The sequence below is a fragment of the Flagellimonas amphidinii genome (assembly GCF_013090115.1).
GTDB classification, from domain to species: domain Bacteria; phylum Bacteroidota; class Bacteroidia; order Flavobacteriales; family Flavobacteriaceae; genus Flagellimonas; species Flagellimonas amphidinii.
Map to the genome: position 1 here is coordinate 32,141 of NZ_JABFNN010000031.1, position 24,651 is coordinate 56,791.

26 protein-coding genes are annotated in these 24,651 nt (G+C 37.8%); 11 read left to right on the plus strand and 15 right to left on the minus strand.

The features are described from left to right. Nucleotides 1-80: 80 nt before the first annotated feature. Nucleotides 81-1,955: a fasciclin domain-containing protein gene (locus HJC33_RS08610; protein WP_171658417.1), complete on the minus strand. Its 1,875-nt coding sequence runs from the start codon at nucleotides 1,953-1,955 to the stop codon at nucleotides 81-83. Between the two features lie 486 nt (nucleotides 1,956-2,441). Between HJC33_RS08610 and mnmA the strand changes: the two genes are divergently transcribed. The 3 genes from mnmA to HJC33_RS08625 are packed head-to-tail and all read left to right on the plus strand — an operon-like array spanning nucleotide 2,442 to nucleotide 5,101. After that, nucleotides 2,442-3,632 carry a tRNA 2-thiouridine(34) synthase MnmA gene (gene mnmA / locus HJC33_RS08615; protein WP_171658418.1) on the plus strand — a complete coding sequence of 397 codons (1,191 nt, stop codon included), beginning with the start codon at nucleotides 2,442-2,444 and terminating at the stop codon, nucleotides 3,630-3,632. Between the two features lies 1 nt (nucleotide 3,633). Next, nucleotides 3,634-4,578, plus strand: coding sequence for an NAD(P)H-dependent flavin oxidoreductase (locus HJC33_RS08620; RefSeq protein ID WP_171658419.1), 945 nt, complete (start codon nucleotides 3,634-3,636; stop codon nucleotides 4,576-4,578). A gap of 46 nt (nucleotides 4,579-4,624) precedes the next feature. Further along, nucleotides 4,625-5,101: a YfiM family lipoprotein gene (locus HJC33_RS08625; RefSeq protein WP_216366678.1), complete on the plus strand. Its 477-nt coding sequence runs from the start codon at nucleotides 4,625-4,627 to the stop codon at nucleotides 5,099-5,101. On the opposite strand, the gene HJC33_RS08630 is transcribed toward HJC33_RS08625, so the two are convergent. The 6 genes from HJC33_RS08630 to HJC33_RS08655 are packed head-to-tail and all read right to left on the minus strand — an operon-like array spanning nucleotide 5,094 to nucleotide 11,259. Further along, a complete protein-coding gene (locus tag HJC33_RS08630; protein ID WP_272621393.1) occupies nucleotides 5,094-6,428 on the minus strand; it encodes a DUF58 domain-containing protein in 1,335 nt (444 codons plus the stop codon). The genes HJC33_RS08625 and HJC33_RS08630 overlap by 8 nt on opposite strands. A 7-nt stretch (nucleotides 6,429-6,435) precedes the next feature. Continuing rightward, entirely contained in the window at nucleotides 6,436-7,434 is a 999-nt protein-coding gene (locus HJC33_RS08635) for an AAA family ATPase (protein ID WP_171658420.1), read from the minus strand. 4 nt (nucleotides 7,435-7,438) lie between these two features. After that, nucleotides 7,439-8,650 (minus strand): DUF4350 domain-containing protein, encoded by a 1,212-nt coding sequence (locus HJC33_RS08640; RefSeq protein ID WP_171658421.1) that lies wholly within the window; start codon nucleotides 8,648-8,650, stop codon nucleotides 7,439-7,441. A gap of 2 nt (nucleotides 8,651-8,652) precedes the next feature. After that, nucleotides 8,653-9,372, minus strand: coding sequence for a DUF4129 domain-containing protein (locus HJC33_RS08645; protein WP_171658422.1), 720 nt, complete (start codon nucleotides 9,370-9,372; stop codon nucleotides 8,653-8,655). Then, nucleotides 9,372-10,310 (minus strand): hypothetical protein, encoded by a 939-nt coding sequence (locus tag HJC33_RS08650; protein WP_171658423.1) that lies wholly within the window; start codon nucleotides 10,308-10,310, stop codon nucleotides 9,372-9,374. Before HJC33_RS08650 ends, HJC33_RS08645 begins: the two co-directional genes overlap by 1 nt. Then, nucleotides 10,291-11,259 (minus strand): stage II sporulation protein M, encoded by a 969-nt coding sequence (locus HJC33_RS08655; protein ID WP_171658424.1) that lies wholly within the window; start codon nucleotides 11,257-11,259, stop codon nucleotides 10,291-10,293. Before HJC33_RS08655 ends, HJC33_RS08650 begins: the two co-directional genes overlap by 20 nt. A 34-nt stretch (nucleotides 11,260-11,293) precedes the next feature. Between HJC33_RS08655 and HJC33_RS08660 the strand changes: the two genes are divergently transcribed. Next, the gene (locus HJC33_RS08660) at nucleotides 11,294-12,019 is read left to right on the plus strand and encodes an RDD family protein (protein ID WP_171658425.1); all 726 of its coding nucleotides are present in this window, start codon (nucleotides 11,294-11,296) and stop codon (nucleotides 12,017-12,019) included. A 1-nt stretch (nucleotide 12,020) separates the two neighbouring features. Continuing rightward, nucleotides 12,021-12,632 (plus strand): trimeric intracellular cation channel family protein, encoded by a 612-nt coding sequence (locus HJC33_RS08665; RefSeq protein ID WP_171658426.1) that lies wholly within the window; start codon nucleotides 12,021-12,023, stop codon nucleotides 12,630-12,632. Nucleotides 12,633-12,842: 210 nt separating this feature from the next. Here the strand turns inward: HJC33_RS08665 and HJC33_RS08670 are convergent, their stop codons facing one another. Together HJC33_RS08670 and HJC33_RS08675 are read right to left on the minus strand one after the other, a co-directional pair. Then, the gene (locus HJC33_RS08670) at nucleotides 12,843-13,541 is read right to left on the minus strand and encodes a response regulator transcription factor (RefSeq protein ID WP_171658427.1); all 699 of its coding nucleotides are present in this window, start codon (nucleotides 13,539-13,541) and stop codon (nucleotides 12,843-12,845) included. Beyond that, nucleotides 13,525-14,805, minus strand: coding sequence for a sensor histidine kinase (locus HJC33_RS08675; protein ID WP_171658428.1), 1,281 nt, complete (start codon nucleotides 14,803-14,805; stop codon nucleotides 13,525-13,527). Before HJC33_RS08675 ends, HJC33_RS08670 begins: the two co-directional genes overlap by 17 nt. Before the next feature lie 178 nt (nucleotides 14,806-14,983). Between HJC33_RS08675 and HJC33_RS08680 the strand changes: the two genes are divergently transcribed. Further along, nucleotides 14,984-15,469: a DoxX family protein gene (locus HJC33_RS08680; protein ID WP_216366679.1), complete on the plus strand. Its 486-nt coding sequence runs from the start codon at nucleotides 14,984-14,986 to the stop codon at nucleotides 15,467-15,469. Here HJC33_RS08680 and HJC33_RS08685 read toward each other — a convergent pair. Together HJC33_RS08685 and HJC33_RS08690 are read right to left on the minus strand one after the other, a co-directional pair. Continuing rightward, on the minus strand, nucleotides 15,438-16,157 hold the full coding sequence (locus tag HJC33_RS08685; RefSeq protein ID WP_171658429.1) for a dienelactone hydrolase family protein: 720 nt from the start codon (nucleotides 16,155-16,157) through the stop codon (nucleotides 15,438-15,440). The genes HJC33_RS08680 and HJC33_RS08685 overlap by 32 nt on opposite strands. A gap of 21 nt (nucleotides 16,158-16,178) precedes the next feature. Then, on the minus strand, nucleotides 16,179-16,904 hold the full coding sequence (locus HJC33_RS08690) for a peptidylprolyl isomerase (RefSeq protein WP_171658430.1): 726 nt from the start codon (nucleotides 16,902-16,904) through the stop codon (nucleotides 16,179-16,181). On the opposite strand from HJC33_RS08690, the gene HJC33_RS08695 reads away from it, so the two are divergent. Together HJC33_RS08695 and HJC33_RS08700 are read left to right on the plus strand one after the other, a co-directional pair. Continuing rightward, on the plus strand, nucleotides 16,903-17,544 hold the full coding sequence (locus HJC33_RS08695; protein ID WP_171658431.1) for an NUDIX hydrolase: 642 nt from the start codon (nucleotides 16,903-16,905) through the stop codon (nucleotides 17,542-17,544). The genes HJC33_RS08690 and HJC33_RS08695 overlap by 2 nt on opposite strands. A 36-nt stretch (nucleotides 17,545-17,580) precedes the next feature. After that, nucleotides 17,581-18,393, plus strand: a complete 813-nt coding sequence (locus HJC33_RS08700; protein WP_171658432.1) for a lysophospholipid acyltransferase family protein — start codon at nucleotides 17,581-17,583, stop codon at nucleotides 18,391-18,393. Here HJC33_RS08700 and HJC33_RS08705 read toward each other — a convergent pair. The 3 genes from HJC33_RS08705 to HJC33_RS08715 form a co-directional block, all read right to left on the minus strand. After that, nucleotides 18,390-19,034 carry a hypothetical protein gene (locus tag HJC33_RS08705; RefSeq protein ID WP_409557877.1) on the minus strand — a complete coding sequence of 215 codons (645 nt, stop codon included), beginning with the start codon at nucleotides 19,032-19,034 and terminating at the stop codon, nucleotides 18,390-18,392. The genes HJC33_RS08700 and HJC33_RS08705 overlap by 4 nt on opposite strands. Nucleotides 19,035-19,040: 6 nt before the next feature. Then, nucleotides 19,041-19,535, minus strand: coding sequence for an RNA polymerase sigma factor (locus HJC33_RS08710; RefSeq protein ID WP_171658434.1), 495 nt, complete (start codon nucleotides 19,533-19,535; stop codon nucleotides 19,041-19,043). Between the two features lie 74 nt (nucleotides 19,536-19,609). Next, nucleotides 19,610-21,037 (minus strand): amidohydrolase, encoded by a 1,428-nt coding sequence (locus tag HJC33_RS08715; RefSeq protein ID WP_171658435.1) that lies wholly within the window; start codon nucleotides 21,035-21,037, stop codon nucleotides 19,610-19,612. A 100-nt stretch (nucleotides 21,038-21,137) separates the two neighbouring features. Here HJC33_RS08715 and HJC33_RS08720 point away from each other — a divergent pair, with 100 nt between their 5' ends. Then, on the plus strand, nucleotides 21,138-22,445 hold the full coding sequence (locus HJC33_RS08720; RefSeq protein WP_171658627.1) for an NAD(P)/FAD-dependent oxidoreductase: 1,308 nt from the start codon (nucleotides 21,138-21,140) through the stop codon (nucleotides 22,443-22,445). 3 nt (nucleotides 22,446-22,448) lie between these two features. On the opposite strand, the gene xerD is transcribed toward HJC33_RS08720, so the two are convergent. Further along, the gene (gene xerD / locus HJC33_RS08725) at nucleotides 22,449-23,345 is read right to left on the minus strand and encodes a site-specific tyrosine recombinase XerD (RefSeq protein WP_171658436.1); all 897 of its coding nucleotides are present in this window, start codon (nucleotides 23,343-23,345) and stop codon (nucleotides 22,449-22,451) included. A 134-nt stretch (nucleotides 23,346-23,479) separates the two neighbouring features. Here xerD and HJC33_RS08730 point away from each other — a divergent pair, with 134 nt between their 5' ends. Further along, the gene (locus HJC33_RS08730) at nucleotides 23,480-23,977 is read left to right on the plus strand and encodes a DUF3575 domain-containing protein (protein ID WP_171658437.1); all 498 of its coding nucleotides are present in this window, start codon (nucleotides 23,480-23,482) and stop codon (nucleotides 23,975-23,977) included. 121 nt (nucleotides 23,978-24,098) lie between these two features. After that, nucleotides 24,099-24,581: a hypothetical protein gene (locus HJC33_RS08735; protein WP_171658438.1), complete on the plus strand. Its 483-nt coding sequence runs from the start codon at nucleotides 24,099-24,101 to the stop codon at nucleotides 24,579-24,581. Nucleotides 24,582-24,651 lie beyond the last annotated feature (70 nt).

Below are 24,651 nucleotides of genomic sequence, written 5' to 3' on the forward strand. Positions count from 1 at the left end.
TAGATTAAAAGCTCTCAAAGGTTTAGTTTTGAGAGCTTTTTTTGTAGTATAAGGACTACTTTTATAGGATTTGACCTGCTTTAATTGGTAGTGTCAGGAATCAGTACGGCATCCAATACATGAATTACACCATTGATGGCCTGTACGTCAACTGCATCAATCCCAATGCCTGTATTACCAGCCCCGTCTGTAACATCGGCAATATTGCCATTTGTGCCTGGTAATGTGATGGTAAAGGTATCTCCTTCCAAAGTAGCTGGGGTTACTGTATTTCCATCAGGAGTTAAATCTCCAGAGCGTATGTTGGCTCCACCAATAACGTGATGCTGTAGAATAGGAGTTAAATCATCTTCAGCAGGTATTGCTGCAAGTGCTGCAAAAGCATCGTTAGTAGGTGCAAAAACCGTGAATGGGTCAGAACCTGCTCCATCTTGTGCTGAAAGTACAGCAACAAAATCTGTTGCTGGGGTTAATTCTGTAAGTGCTTGAACCAAAGTAGAGAAGTTAGGGTCTGCTGTTGCGAATGTTACAACTGTTGGTAGGTCAATAACAGCATCAACAGCATGTATAACTCCATTTGTGGCAACAATATCTGCCAAAGCCACGTTGCTCACTCCATTAAGCGTTACTCCATCATCTGTATTAATGTATAGGCTCAAATTTTCATCAGTATCAAATTCAGCAGCTGTGTTTACGTAAGAATTGGTCAAACCTGAAGAGAAAGCGGAAGCCCCAACTACCACATGGTTAGACAAAATGGCATCCAATGCATTTGAATTTTGATTGGTAAACGCAGCAAAAGCATCGTTTACAGGTGCAAAAACGGTAAATTCTTCTTCTTCATTTGAAAGAAGGTCAGTGAAAGTTGTATTTCCTCCATCTGTTAAGGCATCCACCAGAGATGTTAGATTGGGATTTGCAACTGCATGGTCAACAATGTTGGGCAAATCTATTACAGCATCCACTACATGGACAACTCCATTCAATGCTTTTACATTTGGAGTATCCACAGTAGCAACACCGTTGAAAACTACTCCGTCTGATGTATCGAAGAAAATACTCATATTTTGCTCCCCTGCGCCAGTAGCCAAGGTGTTTTCGTATCCAGAACCAAGTGTTGTCAAGTCTGTGGACATGATTTCGCCACTAATAACATGATTCAATAATACATTGGTAAGAACATCAACAGGAATGTCACCAAGCGCCGCTCCATCCAAGAAAGCGGTAAAAGCCTCGTCTGTTGGTGCTAAAACGGTAAAGGGACCATCACCACGTAAAACCGTTGGCAAATCACCATTGGCTGCGGTAAGTGCAGCAACTAGACTTTGTAAGTTCTCATTGGCGATGGCTAAATCTGTAATGGGAACAAGAATGATATCTGCTAGTTCATCAAGAATAGCTTGTGGCAACAAAACTTTATTGATAATATGTACCACCCCATTGGATGTTTCAACATTGGCAGTAGTTACTTGAGCATCAACATCGGTGGCATCTCCGATAAATACGCCACCATCTGTTGAAACTGTTAGTGTACTTCCTTGAAGAGTAGTAAGAGTTTGACCATCGGTCAAATCAGTACTTAAAGCTGCTGCTCCGGAAATTACATGATACGTTAAAATGGTGGCTAAAAGGTTTTGCAATTCCTGAGTGTTGAAATCATCTAAGGAATCAAATCCATCTAGTTGAGCCAATAAATCTGAAAAAGCAGCATTGGTAGGTGCAAAAACGGTGAAAGGGCCGTCTCCACTTAAAGCACTAATCAAATCGTTATCGGCACTTTCGTCCGCTTTTTGTAGTGCAGCTACCAAGCTGCTGAGGTCTGATGTTGCCTGTGCAGCTTCAACAACATTGTTTTGTTCTTCTGGTGTTGGATTAGGATTTTCGTTGTCGTCATTGGAACATGACGCAATAATTGTTAAGAATAATAAGAATGACAATCTTTTTAGTGCTTTCATGAGAATATCTTTAGATTATTAATTGTTTAATGCTTTAAAGATATATTTGAACAAAAAAGGTTGCGTTATGTTTATGTTTTTTTATAAAAAGTTTAACAAAATTGATGTATAGGTCAACTGTTTAACTTGAAAATTTTATAAAATTTTTAATAAAGTATTGATTATTAAGTATAAAAGTAAGGCTATTCTTGTTTTTTTACTTATTATAAGCATGTTGTAAATCAATAATTTAATCTTATTCATTTAGATAGAAGTAAAAAACATATAATCACTTTTGTTTAATTAATTATAAATTAATTTAATCATTTGTATCTCATTAATAGTATAAAGATGTATTAGGTTTAAACATTTGATTAAGCCTTATATAGAAATACTGGCCTACCTATGTGGTTTTTATTTTTCTAACTGTAAGGTAGGTATCCATAGAATAGACTATTGTTAGTCAATGAGTACCATTTTGTATTTTTGTACCCATAAAACTTTGAAATGAAAAAGGTTGTAGTTGGACTTTCTGGAGGTGTGGATTCGAGCGTTACGGCCTACCTGCTTAAAGAGCAGGGGTATGACGTTATCGGACTTTTTATGAAAAACTGGCATGATGATTCAGTAATCATTTCAGAAGAATGTCCATGGGTAGAGGATAGTAATGATGCTTTAATTGTTGCAGAAAAATTGGGCATTCCCTTTCAGACAGTAGATTTAAGTGTAGAATACAAGGAGCGTATTGTAGATTACATGTTTAGTGAATATGAGAAGGGGAGAACACCTAATCCTGATGTGCTGTGTAATAGGGAAATTAAGTTTGATGTCTTTTTAAAAATCGCTTTGCAACTAGGGGCTGATTATGTGGCTACAGGACATTATTGTAGAAAAGGGACTATACAAAATGAAGATGGTTCTGAAACCTATCAGCTTTTAGCCGGAAAAGACAATAATAAGGATCAATCTTATTTTTTATGCCAACTTTCGCAAGAACAATTGTCCAAAACCTTGTTTCCAATTGGGGAACTTACCAAACCGCAAGTACGTCAAATAGCTGCAGAAAATGATTTGATCACAGCTGACAAGAAAGATTCACAGGGATTGTGTTTTATAGGAAAAGTGCATTTGCCAGAGTTTCTTCAACAAAAATTGAAACCTAAGAAAGGTGTTATCGTAGAAGTGCCGAACAACGCAAACCAATACGATGTTGTGGAGCCCAGCTTTTCCAATAAGAGAGAAGAATTGGCATTTCATTCTGAAAAACCTGTTTATACGGAAACAGATGGAAAAGTAGTGGGTGAACATCAAGGAGCTCATTATTTTACTATAGGTCAACGTAAAGGACTTAATGTAGGAGGTACCAAAGAACCATTATTTGTTATTGATACCGATGTTGATAAGAATATTATCTACACGGGGCAAGGGAAACAACATCCTGGACTCTACCGTCATACACTTTTTGTTAAGGAAGACGAATTGCATTGGGTACGTCCTGATTTATCCTTGAAAGTAGATGAAACAATGGAGGTAATGGCACGAATTAGATACAGGCAGCCTTTGCAGAAAGCTACTTTATATAGGATTGAAAATGGACTCTACGTGGATTTCAAAGAAAAACAATCCGCCATTACTGAAGGACAATTTGTTGCCTGGTATATTGAAGATGAATTGGTAGGTTCAGGAGTAATTTCATGATATGGCCCAAAACAAAATCACTAACCTTTTTCATATTCAATACCCCATTGTTCAAGCAGGAATGATTTGGACCAGTGGATGGAAATTGGCTTCCGCGGTTTCCAATGCTGGGGGACTGGGATTATTGGGGGCGGGAAGTATGTATCCCGATGTACTCAAAGCACATATTGAAAAATGCCAAAAGGCAACCACTAAACCTTTTGGGGTTAATGTTCCGATGCTATATCCTGATATTGATGAGTTGATGAAAATCATTGTCAATTCTGGGGTGAAAATTGTGTTTACTTCAGCAGGAAACCCAAAGACTTGGACAACCTTTCTAAAAGAAAACGGAATTACTGTGGTACATGTGGTGAGCAGTGTAAAATTTGCCCTGAAAGCCCAAGAAGCAGGTGTGGATGCCATAGTAGCTGAGGGTTTTGAGGCTGGGGGGCATAATGGAAGGGATGAAACCACAACCATGGTACTCATTCCTTCAGTAAAAGAAAAAATACAAATTCCTTTGATAGCTGCAGGAGGTATAGCCACAGGAAGGGCCATGTTGGCAGCTATGGTATTGGGTGCAGATGGAGTACAGGTTGGTAGCAGGTTTGTGGCCAGTCCAGAGGCTTCTTCCCATGATTTGTTCAAAGAAATGGTGGTTAAAGCTAAAGAAGGGGATACTCATTTAACTCTTAAAGAACTGGCACCAGTTAGACTACTGAAGAACAAATTCTATCAAGATGTGCAAGATGCCTATAAAAATGGAGCTTCTGTAGAGCAATTGAAAGCTTTGTTAGGTAGGGCAAGAGCAAAAAAAGGCATGTTTGAAGGTGACTTGGAGGAAGGGGAATTGGAAATTGGACAAGTTTCTGGTTTGATTCATGAAATAAAACCCGCAGCGCAAATCGTTCAAAAATTAATGGATGAATTTAATGAAGCCAAGCAGCAAGCAGAAGATTTATAGGCTTTAAGTACACAAAACCTAAACTTTTTATACATTTACGCTGCGCATGAGAACACTAATCCCCACACTGGTCTTTTTAATGCTCGCTTCGTATTGCCATGGTCAAGTAGAGCGAGACAAAGCACTTCATTTTCTGGGAGGAAACCTTTTTGGTTTGGCAGGAGCTGGTATTGCTAAACAAATGTCTGATGGAAATCGCGTATGGACTTTTATAGGCTCTGTTGCGGGAAGTGCCATAATAGGTGTCGCTAAAGAAGCTGTGGATTCTGGCCAACAAGATAACGGTTGGGACAACGACGATTTAGCCGCAACAGTTCTTGGTGGTGTAACAGTTGGTGTGACTATCGAACTTTTTTCTAAGAAAGACAAAGAAAAAAGACTACGTGGACAATATTCGCATGTAGATTTTAAAGAGCAAAAATTTGAATCGTTACCAATAAATACTGAATTTGTTGTGTACGATGGTAAACTTCCTTCCTTAAACTCTTTTGGAATCCCGCAAGCGATTCTTCAGACTAAATAAGGCCTCTAGCTTTAATTTCCAGATATTTATTGATGGTATTGACGGTCAAATTTTCAGGTTTGGTCAAAATGGTCTGGATACCGTGTTTTCTTAGCTCATTTACAATCAATTTCTTTTCGTAAATGAACTTTTCAGCAATGGTCTGCTCAAAAATCTGTCGTACATTTTGCGCTTTGTTGTTTGCAAATTCATTGAGTTCGGTATTTTCAAAAAAGATGACCACCAATAAATGCTGTTTGGCTATTGCCGTCAAATAGGGAAGTTGTCTGTGAAGCGCATCCATAGTTTCGAAATTGGTATACAACAATAACAAACTACGCTGATTCAGATTTCGCTTGACATCAATGTACAATCTACTGAAGTCACTTTCAATAAAATTGGTATTTAAATTGTAAAGTGTCTCTAAAATCAAATTCATTTGTGAACTTCTTCGTTCGGCTACAACCCGATTTTCAATTTTATCACTAAAAGAGAACATTCCTGCCTTATCCTGTTTTTTTAAGGCGATATTACTGATGACCAAAGTAGCATTGATAGCATAGTCCAACAAGCTCAATTCATTAAAGGGCATTTTCATGACCCTTCCCTTATCAATGACAGAATACACAGGTTGGGATTTTTCATCTTGGTATTGATTGACCATCAATTGGTTGCGTTTGGCAGTTGCTTTCCAGTTGATGTTGCGGATGTCATCTCCCAAAACATATTCCTTGATTTGTTCAAACTCCATGGTATGGCCAATACGCCTTATTTTCTTTAAGCCAAACTCATGTAGGCGACTTGTAAAAGCCAGTAGATCATATTTTTGCAATTGTAAAAAAGAAGGGTATACCGGAACTTCTTGAGAAGTGTCAAAAGCATATTTTCTTGCCAAAAAACCAATAGTGGAGCTTGCAAAAACATTTAGACTTCCAAATGCGTACACACCACGTTCAGTAGGTCTCAATTGGTAGGCATATTGTTTGTTTCCTCCACTAACTATTTTACTTGTTACACCAAAATCCCTTTTTTGAAATTGAAATGGAATCTCATCTATAATTTTTACACTGATAGGAAAAAGATAAGTGTTGGTAAGTTTGAGTTGGATAGGATTATCATCACCATTGGAAAGTTTGTCCGGAAGTATGCGTTGCGCTTGAATCTTTCCTTTGGAAGCAAACAACATTAGTGCATCCACAACCAATAATAGGACGAATACGTAAAATAATATTTTAAAAGCGCCATAAATATTCGGAACCATATAGGAAACCAAAAAACCTATGATGATGATGGTCAAAGCGATAAAAAAACGCTTTTGCAAAAATATGGGCCTAAAAAATTTCTTCACGAACGTATTATCTAGGGATTTCTATACTATCCACAATTTGTTTTACCACTTGCTCGGCTGTCAATCCCTCCATTTCGCGTTCAGGGGTCAACATAATTCTATGGGCCAAAACAGGTGCAGCTACTTTTTTAATATCATCTGGGGTTATAAAATCCCTGCCGTTGATTGCTGCTAGTGATTTGGATGCATCCATAATGGCAATGGAAGCTCTTGGAGATGCACCAAGGTACAGGTTGGCATTGGTACGTGTATTGTCCACAATGGAAGCGATATATTTGAGGAGATTTTTCTCCACTATAATCTCTTTAATGGTGCTTTGGTATTCTGCTATTTGTTTGGCCGAAAGCAAGGTATTGACCAAATCTTCTTCCACTTGATCCTTTTGTTCATGCTTGCTTTCCAAAATCTGGATTTCCTCTTCCAAGGAAGGGTAGTTTACATTGATTTTAAACAGGAAACGATCCAATTGGGCTTCTGGCAATCTGTAGGTTCCTTCCTGTTCAATAGGATTTTGAGTGGCAAAGACCAAAAATGGGGGTTCCATGGCATACTCCAGACCGTCCATGGTAATCTGTCTTTCTGCCATGGATTCAAAAAGAGCGGCTTGGGTCTTGGCAGGGGCTCTGTTGATTTCATCAATCAAAATAATATTGGAAAACAACGGTCCTTTTTTAAACTCAAACTCTGAAGTCTTTATATTGAAAATTGAGGTGCCCAAAATATCACTTGGCATAAGATCCGGTGTGAACTGAATACGACTGAAGTCTACATTCATGGTCTTGGCCAATAACTTAGCGGTGACTGTTTTGGCAACACCAGGAACTCCTTCAATCAAGGAATGCCCATTGGCCAAAATAGAAATGATGAGCAACTCTATCATATCTTGTTGTCCTATGATGACTTTGCCCAATTCCGATTTAATTTGAGCAACGGCCTCTTGTAATTTTGTAAGGTCTACCCGTGAACTAAACTGCAATGAATCGTCTTGTGGTTCTTTTTCTTCCATATGCTTATTGCTTAAAAGCGGTTATTTTTTTATTGAGTTGAATACTGTCATGCTCAGTATGGGAGCTTTTATTTTTCAATCTAAGGATGAATTCTATTAAATCTTTGGTCTCTTGAATACTTTTACCTGCCTTGGAAGCCAAAATTTGTATGGTTTTTTCATTGAGTTGGGCGGTATCGATATAATACCGGCTTCTAAGATAGGCCAGAAAATAATTCAATTTTTTATGGATGAGGTCTGTATAATCTTTATTTTGATGATAGAGCGAGCCTACTGCTTGGGCAAACCCAACTGATGAATTTTTCAAGGGTTCAATAATTGGAATAATGCGCTGTTCACGTTTCCCTCGAAAAAAAACAAAGAGTAAAAGCCCCAAAACTGTTAAATAATACGCCCATTTTAGTGCATTTTGGGTAAGTACAAAACGCATAGGTGAGTCAATGACCACTCTGCCTGCCTTTTTGTAATTGTCCCAGTAGAGCATTTTCTCATCAGATAAATAAGAAAAAGTATGGGAGACATAATCTTGGTTGCCTTTGAGCATATAAAAATTGGAGTATGCTTGTGGTGTTGTGTTAATCAAAAAGTGTCCTTTGCCGAACTTGGTTTTTATAAAGTTGGGTTTGGTCAGCACCTCATTGGGTTGATCTTCCAGAAAATTTTCCTTGGTGTAGGTAATATGCCCCAATATGGTTGTGTTGGTTGAATCAACGCTGGTAAAGTGCGAACTATAAACACCACGGGATAGTTTAAACTCCTCTTGGTTGAAATTTTTATGGGTCATGGTTAAAGTGGCAGTATCTTCTTTTAAATTGTATTCAGAAGCGATACTGATATTCAATGTGTCGGCCAGTGGCCATCCAAACCCAGTGGCAGCAATAAAAACGGTATTTCCTTGGTCCACATAATCCAGAAGTTGATGAGTTTCTTGTCGATCTAAATCAACATATTCATTGATGAACATATAATTAGTGGACAAAGTAGTATCTTGATCAGCCAGTACATCGTAAACGCTCTTTTCAACTGTTTCAATGGAACCTTCAGGGAATAATGATGCTAATTCATTGTACAACACATAGCAACCAAAAGGGATTTTATCTGTTGAGGTATAAGAAGGACGCCAATTAATAGGTTTGGGACGGACAATTTCGGTAACAATGATTCCAACAACCGTTAGGACAAATATGGCAATGACAATTTTAGATTTCCGGTCCATGGCTATTGTGGTATTAGATTGCTAAGGTTGGCAAAACGCGCACTAGTTTTGTTATAGCCAGATTCGTCAATAGGTTGTTCACCATACCAAATATTTTCATACAGGTATGAAGCTTTTTTAAATTCCTTTTGAAGTTGGACTTCACTAATTTCCCGTTCGTAATCCACATTGGTCTTGTCAAAATGCCAATCGATAATATCTTTTTGGGACAATAACTTGAGAATTTTGAGAAATTGGTAGCGCACCGCAAGCCGATAATTTTTTGCTTTGAGGGCAGCTGTCATAAGTGCATCCAAATCCACATTTTCAATATGTTGCTCGGCAAGGTCGATGTCCACAATGGACTTTGCCTTTTTGGAAAATATGGCATTGAATTTTTCGTTGATGAAGACCCTTACCAATACATAAATTACCAAAAGCCCAATCAGGGCATAGATGATGTACTCTAAAATCAACAAGGTTTTTGGTGAAATATCAAAACCAAAAGTCTCTCCAATGCTGTTCATCAACCAACGTAGAAAACGGGCCAATAAGTTTTGTGATTCACCAGTCTTTACATTATAGTTGAAGTCATCCCCAGTATATTTTTTGCTTAAATCATCAGGAATACTTCGCTCATAAAGTATGGATGCTTCATCAAGAGGCAAGACAATAGTATCGTTTTGGGCAAACAATGTGAATGTCCACAAAACGAAAAATATGGAAGTAAATCTTTTAGCCACTAATTGGATTGTCCTATTTGTTCAATTTTACTTCTTGTGTTAACGTTATAAGTCTTTTCGTGTAGCGCATAGTACAGAATTCCATTCACAAATTGACCCAAGCATTGCGCATAGACCATTAAAATCAAAAATAGGCAAAGCCCTAATGTATAAATTATGGTTGGAACAATGGAAGTCCCTACTTCAACATTGTTTTCGACCACATGAAAAGTGTAAATCCCAATAATTATACTTGGAATCAATAAAACAATGAACATTAAAAGACCATTGAGCAAACCAAGTATAAAATTGATTCCAACGGATCTCCAAAAGTTTTTGCTCACCAAATTCCAACCCTCCCCAAATGCGTCGGTTACTCCTTTTTTTTCTGCCAACATATTAAAAAAGGAAACCCCGATCCATGCAGTAAGGAAAAATTGTATAATATATTGGGCAAACATGCCAAGCAATGGGATGAATGCAAAAATTACCGATACAATCATAAAAAGTAGGTAAATGGGAATCAGCAAGAGAATGAACAGGATGGTACTCCCGAAATTATTCTTGGTGAGATTCCAAACTTGTGTTTTGTCAAAATTCAAGCCCTTATTTTCCTCGTATTTGATTAAGTAAGTCGAACTGAGACTAAAGTTCAGGCCCGCAACCATTAGGAATATTACAAAGAACAAAATACCACCGGCAATAATGTAGATCCAATATGTGTCTTCAGAACTAGTAGTTGCCTCAATTCCATAGAAACCAGAATTTACAGAAATCAAACCAACAAACCCAGAAACCAACAAATAGCTGGTAATCAAAAGTCCAACAAGAAAAACCCCATTGTAACTTAGAAAGATATTAGTAAATTTTTTAATATTCTGTTTAAGAAAGTCAAAGTAGGTAGTAAGGATGTCCCCAAAATCGCGGTTGATCCTAAGTTCAATGTATTTGTCTTGCATATGATCTATTCAGTTGGATTGGATAAATGATATAATAGAAAACGATGAGGAACAATGATCCTCCAATGATTGAAAATGCCAGCCAGTCGGGCATGTTGGCATAGCGGGTGATAAAGCCTTCAATAAATCCGGCGATAATGAAAAAAGGAATGGTGCTCACGACCACTTTTAAACCATCTTTGGCACCTTTCATAAAAGAAACCCGTCTGGAAAATGTCTTTGGAAACAAAATACTGTTGCCCATGATCAACCCTGCACAGCCGGCTATAATAATCACGGATATTTCAATGGTACCATGCAGCCAAATTTGTCGGTTGGCCTCAAAAAATACACCCTTGGTGTAAAAGAAGGTGATGAAAGCTCCCAACATAACACCGTTATTGAACAATATGTAGCCTGTACCAATACTGGTGATAACCCCAAAGGCAAAAGCCAAAAATGCAACTCTAATGTTATTGATGGTAATTCCTAAAAAAGTTCCTATTTCGCTTCCGCTTTTATAAATGGCGGTTGGTTCCCCTTTTGCAATATTGTTCAAGGTCTCATTCACATAGCCATCACCTAAAATAAGTCTCACAAAAGAAGAATCATTTAGGGCAGAAATACTACCGATGGCCGTGGCTACCAAAAAAATAAGAAAAGCCACTAAAAGTGTTTTATGATATTGTATGAAAAACAATGGGAATTCTACCTTCCAGAAATCAATTATTCGGTTTCCCGACTCTTTTTTGTTCTTATATATTTTTTGATGGGCTTGAGAGGCCAAAGAATTTAAATACAATAAAGTCTTGCTTTCGGCGTAATAGGTTTGCGCGTAGGCCAAGTCATTTGTAAGTTGGATATATCCATCCACAAGGACATCGGGATCAGTATTGGAACCTAATGCGACCGCTTTTTCAAAAGCGATCCATTTTTCCTTATTTTGCTTCACAAAGGCAGCTTCGCGCATACGTAGAAATTCCTAAAGCTAAAATTACGGTTATATGAGTAACCTCCAAATCAATACAACGCAAAATGTCAATTTAGATTATAAGATTGTAAGTATTGGGGAGCGAATTGTTGCTTTCCTTATCGATGGTCTTATCCTGTACATGTATGCTTACTTGGTAAGTTTGATCAGTAATGCCATTGGTTTTATTTATGAGGATACTTGGACCCAACGTGGTTTGGCATCGCTTATTTTTTTACCGGCCATGTTCTATTCTTTGTTGATGCACAGCATTTTTAATGGTCAGACTGTTGGTAAAATGTTATTAAAAATGCGCGTTGTCCGTGTTGATGGTACTCCTGTACATTGGAGCAATCTTTTGGTTCGATGGATGCTTCGGTTGGTGGATATTTGGATTTTTTTGGGCTCCATAGGTATTTTGAGCATACTTTTTTCAGAAAAGCGTCAGCGAGTTGGTGATGCCGCCGCCGGAACGGTTGTTATAAGCACCAAGAAAAAAACGAAGGTTTCCCATACCATTTTGGAAGAAGTGAACGAGGAATATGAACCGCAGTTTACCAATGTCACTTTGCTTACGGATAAAGATGTGCGACTGATCAAAGAGACTTTTTATATTGCTAGAAAAAGTGGAGATTTTAAAACCCTCACAGCACTAAGGGTTAAGGTGGAAAGCATTCTTCAGACCAACTCCAATTTGTACGATGTGCCTTATTTGGACACCGTGCTCAAAGATTATAATTACTTTACCCAAAAAATGTAAAATGTTCTATCAAGCCATAGATATTTTGGGTACAGTGGCCTTTGCCATTTCTGGGGTTTTGGTAGCCATGGAAAAACGGTTGGACCTTTTTGGTGTGCTCATTATTGCTTTTGTAACGGCAATAGGAGGTGGAACTTTAAGGGATTTGTTGATTGGGAATACTCCTGTGGTTTGGATGAGAGATTTGACCTATATGACCACAATTTTGGTTACCGTGGTTTTTGCCATCATTTTTGTGAATCAATTAAAATACCTTAGGAAATCCTTGTTTTTGTTTGATACGATTGGAATTGGACTTTATACTATGGTTGGAGTTGAAAAAGGGCTACAGGCTGAGCTTCTTCCGATAATGTGCATTGCTTTGGGTACCATGACCGCTTGTTTTGGCGGCGTTATCCGAGATATTCTTTGCAATGAAATTCCGGTTATTTTCAGAAAAGAGATTTATGCAACTGCCTGTATTTTGGGAGGGGGCAGCTATTTTATTTTGCTGTTATTTTACATTCCTGAAGGTTATGCCTATGTAAGTGCCATAATTATAGTGATTATTTTGCGCATTTTGGCCGTGAAATTTGGGATACGTTTGCCCAATATTTATGGAAAATCCCTATAACCGTAAAACTTAAGTTTATTACTTGTGCATTTAGAAATAGAGTTTTTCAGAATTACGTCATGCTGAACTCGTTTCAGTATCACATTACATTTTTTCATTAAGTAATTATGAAGTATGACCCTGAAATAAATTCAGGGTGACGGGAGCGTATGCTGTTTTAATATTTCATGTTCAAATAATTAAGAGTGAAATAGTAAAAAAGACAACGGGTTATTCCTGTGTTTTTAGAACAAAACCTCTACCGTGAACATTTTCAATTTTTAGGGAAGGATCTTTTTCTAGATGTTTTCTAAGGTGGGTTATGAAGACATTCAAACTTTTCCTATTGAAATAATCATTATTACCCCAGATTCTTACTAGAATATCCTTGTGGGAGCACAGATTGTTTTTATTGGCCACTAAAAACTTTAGAAGTTCATTTTCACGGGCAGTTAACCGGATGCTTTCGTCATCATATTGAAGCTCATTGTTGCGGCTGTCAAAAGTATACAACCCAATTTGCATGATGTCTTCTTCAACAGTTTGGAAGGTGTTTTTACCCAACCTAGATAAGTGGGCCATAATTCGGGTGACCAATTCTTCCTCATCTATTGGTTTTTTCAAGTAATCCAAAGCGCCAACGGAGAATCCTTTGAGGACATCAACTTTAAGAGATTTTGCCGTTAAGAAAATAAAAGGGATATCTGGATATTGTTTTTTGATTTCTGTGGCCAGAGTAAATCCGTCTACCTTGGGCATCATAATATCCAGTACGATTAAATCAAACAGGTTTTGGGACAGGGCGTCCATCACCTTGGTGCCGTCCTGAACCCAGTTTACATCCAATCCCTTCATTTTAAGATATTCCGAAAGCAAATATCCTAATGATTCATCATCTTCAACCAGTAATATGTTATGCTTGTATTCCATTTTTGTTCAATCGTAATACGATAGAAATTTTTGTTCCTTTTCTGGGTTCGCTTTCCAAGAGAATTTTACCCTTAAATCGGTTGATTACTCTTTTTGCGTAGCTTAAGCCCAAGCCATATCCTTTTACATTATGGATGTCTTTATTGGGAACCCTGTAATATTTTTTAAAGATACGTTCATGATCTTTAGGGTCAATGCCATGACCGTTATCTTCCACCGAAATGATGAGATCATCATTTTGTTTAAATGCACTGAGAGTGATTTTTGGCTCTTCCGAATATTTGTTCGCATTATCCAAAAGATTATTTACTGCATTTCCCAAATGGAACGGTTCTGCTTTTAACCAATAAGGTCCTTCTTCCAAATTGTATTTAAAATCTATGTTTTGAATAGTGGAAAGTGTTTCAAATTCTTGACACAGTTTTTTCAAAAAGGGATGAAAATCCAATAGTTCCAGAGAAATAACATTTTTCTTGTGCTCTAGATTGCCCAATTCCAATACCTTGTCAATGTGTGCCGATAATCGATTGGTTTGTTGCCGAATCAATGAAACCACATTTTTTTGCTTGGGCGTGGCTTCTTCATCCAACAACTTAGTGGCCAAGCTTATGGAAAATACCGGAGTTTTGAGCTCGTGAGTAAGGTTGTTGATGAATTCATTGGTCGTGGTAATTACATTTTGCTGCCAATAGTAAGTTTTCAGTGCCCAAATAATGGCTATGATTATCCCCAAAATGAAAAGTAAACTGGGTAGAGTCAAACCATTTAGCTGACCTAAGAAATAAGTATTGAGATTTTTAAACTGTAGGTCCAATACCAATCTTTGGTCAATAAGATCAGGCAAGTACCCATACAGTTCTATTGGATATGAAACTAAATTATCCTCATTTTCAAAATTGATTGGGGATTTTAGATAGTACAAACTGTCTTTGGTGTGCAGTGTATAGGAAAATTTGGTTTCCAATCCATGGATCACCAATTTTTCTGCGATAAAGTCTTTTAAATAAAAACTTGAGGCATCTTGAACACTGTCCAAGCTTAATGTAAAATACGTGTCATCTTTTTGGAGTGCTTTGCCCACCAAAAATGTTAGTTGGTTTTCTGTGCTTAGGTCGGTTTTAATGTCGGTGACCGTACCCTGTACTTTTTTGTTAAACTGTACTTTGGCAAGACTAAGACCTATTTGTAAATATCTATATTGTATAAATGCAAGCCCCAGAATGGAAACGACAAAAATTGTGATATAAATTATTTGTTTCTTCAAGACACTTGCTAAGTAAACCAAATATATCCATTCTTTAAGCTTCGTTAATTTTTGATTAATAGAATTAATCGTTCTTTAAGTTTTTTTACCTATTCATTAGTTTTGGTAGGGCTGTGAACATCGTATTTTGGTTTTTGAAAGAGATTCTTTTATCCTATAACAACCAAACCCACAAACAATGAAGGCAAAGACCAAGAATAGCATTTTAGCAATATCAGTAGGATTAGTGTATCTGTGGTTTGGTATGCTCAAATTTTTCCCAAATTTGAGTCCGGCAGAAAGTCTTGCAAAAAATACCATTCACGAATTGACCTTTGGACTTATTGCAGATGATATTGCCATAATTCTTTTGGCCATTTGGGAAGTTGGAATAGGGGTGTTGTTGATAGTTAACCTTTTCCGCAGAACTACCATACTGTTGGCTTTGTTGCATATGGTTTTCACCTTTACTCCATTGGTCTTCTTTCCAGAAGAAACGTTTAACAGCGGTCTATTACAATTAACCTTGTTAGGGCAATACATCATGAAAAACTTAATAATTATTGCCGCTTTATTGATCCTATTGGAACCTCAAAAGAAAAAAATCCATAGTGCTTCCAAAGCATATGGAAACTCTTCAGAACCAGTAAAGTTTAGTTGGCAAAAACTTCTTCAAAGAAGTTGACCATACGCCGCCATGACCTATCATTTGCTAAAGCATTGAACATCATCCCCTGATTAGGAGCTTTGGCCTTGGGGTTTGTAAATGCGTGCCCGGTATGCCCGTAAATATCCATCTCCCAAACGGCATTACGTTGCGTAAGCTCCTGTCCCAACAGATTAATGTCTTTGGGCAATGCCAAAGGGTCTTCCCATCCATGTAACACCAAAACCTTTGCTTTGATATCTCCTTTGTGGTTAAGGCCTGGCGGGTCAAAAATACCGTGAAAGCTTACCACTCCGCCAATTTCTATACCAGAACGGGCTAAATCCAACACACATTTACCTCCAAAACAAAAACCAATAGCTCCAATTTTATCAGTATTGGCTAGTTCGTGTTTTTTGATTTTATCCAGAGCAAGTAATAATCTGTTTAACAACTCTTGGCGGTCAGCAAGCATTTCGTTCATTAAAGCTTCTGCCTCTGAAGTATTGGAAGCTCTTCTTCCCTGACCGTAAACATCAATGGCGAAAGCTAAATAACCTAAATTTGCTAGAGCCACAGCCTTGTCTTCATCAAATTTCCCTTGCCCTCCATAACTATGGGAAATTAAAACAACAGGTCGTTTGTCTTCGAAAGAGTCGTCAAACGCAACTATACCTTGATAGTTTTGTTGTGCATCGGAATAAATAAATTCTTCGGTCCTGATCATGGTGCTTTTGATTGGCTTTAGTTACAATACTTCAGCTTTTAAAATATATATATTTTGCCAAGGCCAATCCCCATCCCCAACAGCTACTTTATTGATGGCATCAACTACATCCATGCCTTCAATGACTCTTCCGAATGGTGTGTAGGATCCATCCAAGTGATAAGAACCGGGTTTGGTCACCACAATGAAAAATTCGTAGGGAGAGGCTAATTTATGCGGGTTATCTCTTTCGCTGCTGGGCATTGAAATAGTACCTCTGTGATGTTTGTACCCTTTTTTTGCATCAGGGGGCAGCAAGTAGCGACCGATTTCCTTACGTTTTCGTGCTGTTCTTTTGTCATCCGAATTTCCACCTTGAATGATAAAATCTTTTACAACCCGATGAAACTGGGTGCTATCAAAGTACTTTTGTCGAGCCAGATACATGAAGTTGGCCTTGTGATAAGGTACATTATCATATAGTTCTACAGTAAAACTACCCATGGATGTGGTTAATTTTACTTTGTTGGCTTTTAGGTCTTTTGCATAATTGAAGAAGAAATCAATAACATTTTCTTCATTTAACGCAAAGGCTTCTTCAACTTCTTTGGAATCTTCCTGTTGAATATCATTTTTTTGTTCAGGGATAGAATCTTTCTTTATCGAAGTTTCTTCATTTTTGGTAATGTCTTTTTTGGGATTTTCTCCACAGGAGGCCAGAAAAAATAGTAGTATACTTGCAATTACAGTCGATTGTCTCAACAACATGGATTTTAGTGAATTTTGTCAAATAGCTCTAAAAATAAAAAATCTACCACTTCCCGGTGCAGATTCCCATTATAAAATGTCTCCTGCCATGCGGGTTGAATGGCTTAAATCCAATGCAATTGAAAAAATGAACCCTAAGAGGGCAGGGGTAATGGCCCTTTTTTATCCTGATACATCCCGAAAAACTAAACTTTTATTAATTCTTAGAAAGGCCTATCAAGGAGTTCATTCCAATCAAATTGGATTTCCGGGGGGAAAGGTAGAGGAATATGACCGTGATCTTATGGATACGGCTCTTCGTGAGACTCATGAAGAGGTAGGTGTGCCGCCTTCCGAAGTGGAAGTAATCAAAACATTGAGTGAGGTGTACATTCCCCCAAGTAACTTCATGGTACAGCCCTTTATAGGAATCTATTCAAATCCAAGGCCATTTGTCATTCAGGAAAGCGAGGTAGAAAGCTTAGTAGAGGTGTATTTAAGGGATTTTTTAGATGATTCCAATTATATTGAAGAAATCTTGAGTACTTCTTATGCTAAAAACATTAATGTACCAGCTTATAAACTAAATGGTTATACCGTTTGGGGCGCTACCGCCATGATGATGAGTGAAATCCAAGAGCTTTTAAAACAGGTGCTTTAGCGGCTATTTTGTAAATTTGCCGCTCAACGGTACCTTATGGGCTTGTTCAAGGAAAATCCTTTCGGTCATATCTTATTTCTAAAACGTTGGTTGATTCGTATAGCAGGAATGATAACCCATCAACGCTATAAAGGGTTCAATACTTTAGAAATTGAAGGGTCTCAAATTATTAGAGACCTTCCTGATACGAATGTACTTTTTGTAAGTAACCACCAAACCTATTTTGCGGATGTTGTGGCTATGTTCCACGTTTTTAATGCAAGTTTAAGCGGTAGGGAGGATAATATTAAGAACCTGACCTATCTCTGGAACCCCAAGCTCAATATCTATTACGTTGCTGCTAAAGAAACCATGAAAAAAAGTTTGCTGACCAAAGTTTTGGCCTATGCAGGTTCCATAAGTATTGAACGGACATGGCGGTCAGCAGGACAGGATGTGAACAGACAGGTAAAGATGAGCGATATCAGCAATATCGCCAAAGCTTTGAACGATGGTTGGGTAATCACTTTCCCGCAAGGGACAACCACTCCTTGGAAGCCTTTGCGTAAAGGTACGGCCCATATTATTAAAAGATATAAACCTGTTGTGGTTCCCGTGGTCATTGATGGATTTAGACGTTCATTTGATAAGAAAGGACTTCGGGTAAAAAAGAAGGGAATACTACAATCCATGCAAATTAAGGCTCCTTTGGAGATTGATTACGATAACGAATCCATAGATTCTATTATAGAGAAATTGGAATATGCCATTGAACAGCATCCTTCATTTTTGAAGGTGATTTCTCAGGAAGAATTGGCCGCTTACGAAAAGGAACATCAAAAAAGACGCTACAGTTATAAAGGGGATTAAACTTCTAATTTTTGCAATTCTCTGTAATTATTCCTCAATTTTCTGGTCAATAGACCGTAGAGCAGAAAATATACTCCTCCCAAGGCCAAGGTAAACAGGATGCCAAATATCGCAAAACTACCCATAACTATCAGTTTGATATTTTCCATAGGTACTGTATCCAACTTATCAGTTAGGTTCAAGGTTTCAAGCACATTATCGCTAAAGTAGATACCTACTATCAACATTATGAATGTCAACATTACCATGGATAGGGAAAAGAAGACATAGTACTTTACCGTTTTTCGAGTTCTAAGGATATTGGAAGTGAGTTGCTTTGCATTGTCCAATACAGAAATTTCCCGATACCTATTGTAGAATTGGTAAATGAAGTAGAAAATCACTACGTATTGAAGGATGCTAACTACCAAAATTACATTGGTCAACCCTAAATTGGAATAGATATCCAAATTGTTCCGCATAGAGGGTACGAGATACAGCAAATGAGGGAGTATAAATTCAATTATACTGATATAAAATATCCACTTCACTATAGAAGACGATTTTTTCCAAATCATCTTATAAATTTCATCATAGGACAGTTTGGGAAGATGTGCTTCTTTCTTCTGCCAGTCTTTCTTTAGGAGTTCCAGTTCATCCACCATTTTCTACGGATTTAGTATGGTCCTTAATTTATTTTTTACACGGTTCATTTTTACCCTCGCATTGACTTCGGATATACCCAATGTTTCGGATATTTCTGAATAATCTTTATCCTCTAGGTAAAGAAATACCAAGGCTTTGTCAATATCACCAAGTTGTTTAACCGCATCGTACATCAATTTTAATTGTCTTTCCTGGGTATCATCATATTCGTCGGCTTTTATTTTAAAGATCAACGAATCATAGTCTTGCGTTTTTACCCTTTTTTTGGATTTTCGGTATAGTGTTATGGCCGTGTTCAGAGCTACTCGATACATCCAAGTACTGAATTTTGAGTCTCCTCTGAATTTTGGATAGGCCTTCCACAATTGAATCGTAATTTCTTGGAACAAATCGTTATGGGAATCCCTGTCATTTGTATATAGACTACACACTTTGTGAACAATATTTTGATTGTTCTCAAGCTCCGTAACAAAACGATGTTCCAGTTCTTTATTCACTAATTGGTTGGTAAGTTTACCTTATATGTACCGGAAGTAACAATTTTGTTACATACTTCTAAAAAATAAATAATTTATTTTCTATAGTCCAGTGCTGGTGGTCTATCACCCAAAAGGGGAATATATTTAAAGTCTTTCCCTCTTCTTTCTATTAATTCAGCTTTGGCTTTGGAAACTATTTCTGGTTTTTCAAATAGATGCATTGCAGTAAGTGCCAAGGTCTTGGCGGCTACCATCATTCCTTTGGTTCCGATAGACATTCCACCGGCAGCCACAGCCTGCCAGCTATGTGCTGGAGTTCCAGGCACCCATGTTGCAGTAGATAACCCAGCTGTTGGCACTGTAAAACTAACGTCACCAACATCGGTTGAACCATAAGCTCTGGCTGTTTCTTTATATGGTTGTATATTTTGAATTTTGTTCATATCCAATGTTTCATAGCCCAAACTTTTAGATATTTTTTCAGCAAAAACTTTTTCATCCTGAGTATAGGATATGCCCCCGACTTCTTTCAAATTGTCGTACATAATTTTTTGTAGGGTAAGATTTGGCAGCAATTCATGGGTTCCTCCAATCATTTCATAATCCATGGTTGTGCCTGTTCCCAAAGCTGCACCTTCTGCTGCTTTAACCATTCTATCAAAAATATCAATAACAACATCTCTACTATTGTGACGGGCATAGTAATAAACTTCAGCAAAGTTGGGAACAACATTTGGTGCTTTACCTCCATCAGTGATTACATAATGGATTCTAGCCTCTTGTGGAATGTGCTCACGCATCATGTTGATCATCATGTTCATAGCTTCAACACCATCCAAAGCGGAACGTCCACGTTCTGGTGCACCTGCTGCATGTGCAGAAGTGCCGTAAAATCTGAATTTGGCAGATTTGTTGGCCAGTGCTGCTCCAGCGTTTGCTGCATTTTGAGCACCTGGGTGCCAATGTAACACGATATCAACATCGTTAAAAACACCCTCTCTGACCATATATACTTTTCCGGAACCACCTTCTTCTGCGGGGCATCCATAAAAACGGATGGTTCCTTGAATTTTGTTGGATTTTAGCCAATCTTTAACAGAAATGGCAGCAGCAGTGGAGGCAGTTCCGAAAAGGTGATGTCCGCAGGCATGTCCTGCAGCTTTGTTGGCTGATTTTTTTTCGGGTACTGCTTGTTGAGAAAGACCTGGCAAGGCATCGTATTCTCCCAAAATAGCAATTACGGGATAGCCAGAGCCATATTCTGCTTCGAATGCAGTTGGGATTCCAGCAATTCCTGATTTAATGGAAAATCCAGCATCGGATAGTGTTTTTTGCAAAAGCGCAGAGCTTTTCTCCTCTAAATACCCCATTTCAGCAAGTTCCCAAATCTCATGGGCAATTGCACCGTATGTATCTGTTTTGGCATTTAATTCTTTTAAAACCACATCTTTGTTTTCTTGTGCAAAAACAAAAGTTGCGGATAGTAAGGCAATAATACTTAATGGGAGAATTTTTTTCATGTTGGAGGTTTTTTTGAATTAGCACTTAAAGATACTAAAAAACATAGGTCAGGTTGATTTTCCCTACTGGGGATTCCGTAAATTTGCCCCCATGTCAGAGATGAATATTCCACAATCCAGTCTTCCGCGAATCATCATAATTGGTGGTGGTTTTGGAGGTATTTCATTAGCTAGAAAACTAAGTAAAAAAGAAGTTCAGGTAGTTTTGTTGGACAAGCATAACTATCATACATTTCAACCGCTTTTATATCAGGTTTCTACAGGTGGACTTGAGCCGGATTCCATTGCTTACCCCATTCGAAAAGTACTTCAAGGGTATCCCAACTTTTATTTTCGATTGGCAAATGTTGAGAAAATAGATACGGACAAAAGAACTGTGGATACCAATATTGGTGAAATTGGTTACGATTATTTGGTTGTTGCTACAGGATCTCAAACTAATTTCTTCGGAAATGAAAACCTACAGGCTAAAAGCATGGCCATGAAGACCATTCCGCAGTCCTTGAACTTGAGAAGTTTGATCCTTGAGAATTTTGAACAGGCACTTTTAACAGACGACCTTCATGAACGGGATGCCTTAATGAACTTTGTAATAGTAGGAGGTGGACCCACTGGAGTGGAGCTGGCAGGTGCTTTGGCCGAAATCAAAAAAGGAATTTTGCCAAAGGATTACCCAGATTTGGATACCCGAAGGGCCCAAATAAATTTGGTGCAAGGAAGTGACCGAATTTTACCTGCCATGAGTGAGGTGGCCTCCCATAAAGCGGAACGTTTTTTGGAAAACCTTGGGGTGAATGTTTGGAAAGACATTAGAGTGTCAGATTATGATGGAAAACATGTTTCCACCAACACCGAGACCTCTTTTGAAACGGCCACATTAATTTGGGCTGCTGGGGTAAAGGCAGTTTGTATTCAAGGATTGGATGCCAAGGATTTTTTATGTAGAGGCAATCGCTTAAAGGTAAACCGCTATCATCAAGTAGAAGGTTTTGAAGAGATTTTTGCCATAGGGGATGTGGCACAGATGGAAACCGAAGCATTTCCTCATGGACACCCCATGATGGCACAACCCGCCATCCAACAAGGAGCTAATCTTGGAGAAAATTTGGTGAAACTGTTGGAGGAAAAACCAATGAAACCCTTTGTATATAAAGATAAGGGCAGTATGGCCACTGTTGGCAGGAACAAAGCTGTGGTGGATTTGCCAAAATTCAAGTTCCAAGGAGTGTTTGCTTGGTTTGTCTGGATGTTTGTACACCTTTATTTTTTAATCGGCTTCAGAAATAGGTTGGTTGTCTTTATCAATTGGGTGTATAATTATATTCGATTTGATCGTGAGGCACGATTGATTATTCGACCTTTTAAGAAACAGTATCAGGTAGGCAAGAAGCAAAAATCCACAGTTTAAATATTACTTTCTAGGGTGGAATTCTTGTAGTACTCTAGCCAGTTGTGTTCTGTTTACATGCATGTAAATTTCTGTGGTGGTTATGCTCTCGTGTCCCAACATTTGCTGAATAGCCCTTAAATCGGCACCATTTTCCAACAAATGGGTCGCAAAAGAATGCCTAAATGTGTGTGGGCTTATATTTTTTTGCAGTCCAATTTTTTCTGCCAGTCGTTTGATAATGGTAAATATCATGGCTCTGGTGAGTTGCTTTCCCCTACGGTTTAAGAACAAATAATCTTCGTGTTCTTTTTGAATAGGTACATGTACCCTTATCTCTTTACAGTAAATATTGATGTACTTTTTGTTTATGGTGCTAATGGGGACGAAGCGTTGCTTGTTGCCTTTGCCGGTCACTTTAATAAAGTCTTCATCAAAATAAAGGTCAGAAAGCTTTAGATTCACCAATTCTGATACCCGAAGTCCACAACCGTATAAGGTTTCCAAAATGGCCCTATTGCGTTCCCCTTCAGGTTTGGAAAGATCAATAGCTTTGATCAGTTTATTGATTTCCTCCACGGACAGAGTATCTGGAAGTTTTCTTCCAATTTTAGGGGTTTCAATTAAATCCATTGGATTATCTTCCCTATAATCTTCAAAAACTAGGTAGCTGAAAAAACCTTTCAGTCCAGATATTATACGAGCCTGAGTTCGTGGATTTACCACCTTTGCCATATCATAGATAAATTGTTGAACCAGTTCTTTTTCAATTTGAACGGGTGAAACATTAGAAGTATGATTTTGGAGATAATCTGATAGTTTTTGAATATCCATGGCATAGTTTACAATAGTATTGTCCGCGAGACCCCTTTCTATCCTTAGATAATTTTTGTAATCCTGCATGGATTGCTTCCAATTCATGGTTTAAAGATAAATACAAATTAATTTTTTGTTCAAAATATGGTTTTTGTCAACTGATAATGGGTGTTGATCAAATGGTAAGTAATTATTCTGCATACCCAAATATTTTTACACCAAATCTTTAAACCTAAATTATGAGAAAAATTTATTTAGTGGCAATTGCCTTTATTTTTATTGGAATGAAGGTTAATGCTCAAGAAAATGTGATTAAGGTAAACCCACTGGCATTACTTTTTGGTTCTTTGGAAATTGGTTATGAGCGAGTTTTAAACGAAAATCAGTCGTTTCAAATTGATTTAGGTTATCAATCTTTTACTTCTGGAAGTCAAAACTATAATGGTTTTGGTTTGGGAGTGCAGTATAGATTTTATGTCCAAAATGGAAAGTATGCTCCTGAAGGGTGGTTTTTGGCACCAGTGGCTAGCTACTATTCTTCTAAGTCCGGAAGTTTTAAAACTTCAGTTTTGATTGCTGGTGGCGTAGGAGGTTATCAATGGAATTGGGATCCTATAACTCTAGATATCTATGGAGGACCGGCCTTCTTTAGTGTTGATTCGGATGACGATTCATTCAATTTTGGATTTGATGGACTTGGACTAAGACTTGGAGCTTCCATTGGTCTAGGATTTTAGTATGATATGATTTCATGGTATGGGGAGTGTTTAGACTTCCAATTGGGCTAAAACCTTATTGTTTATTTCATAATTTTTTGAATGACATTACGTTTTAACAGTCTAAAAAACTTTTCCAACCATGAAAAAAACCATTGTAACAACCATTACGCTATTCATTATTTGTCTAACTATTAGTGCTCAAGATAGAAGTAGTTTTAAAGCTGGTTTCAATGCAGGGCTTCCCGTAGGAGATGCTAGCAATGTCTCAAGCTTTAGTGTAGGATTGGATGTGAATTATCACTGGGGTATTTCTGAACTATTGGACCTTGGTTTCGCTACAGGTTTTATAAATGCTTTTGGAGAATCCGATACCGGGTTTGAAGACTTTCAATTTATTCCAGCTGCTGGATCAGTCCGTATCTATCCAACGTATCATTTTAAGTTTGGTGCGGACGTGGGTTATGCGATAGGCATAAGTGATGCTATGGAGGGTGGGTTGTATTATAGGCCCTTGGTGGGTTACAACATAACTGGAAATACCGAACTCAATGTTTCCTATATGGTGAGTGAGGACAATATTACATTTTCAATAGCTACCGTCGGGATTCTGTTTTTGTTTTAAAAAAACATCATAAACAGATTTTTGCTATTGGGCAAAAAGTAATGGTTAAGTTGATAAGCACCATAAAAAT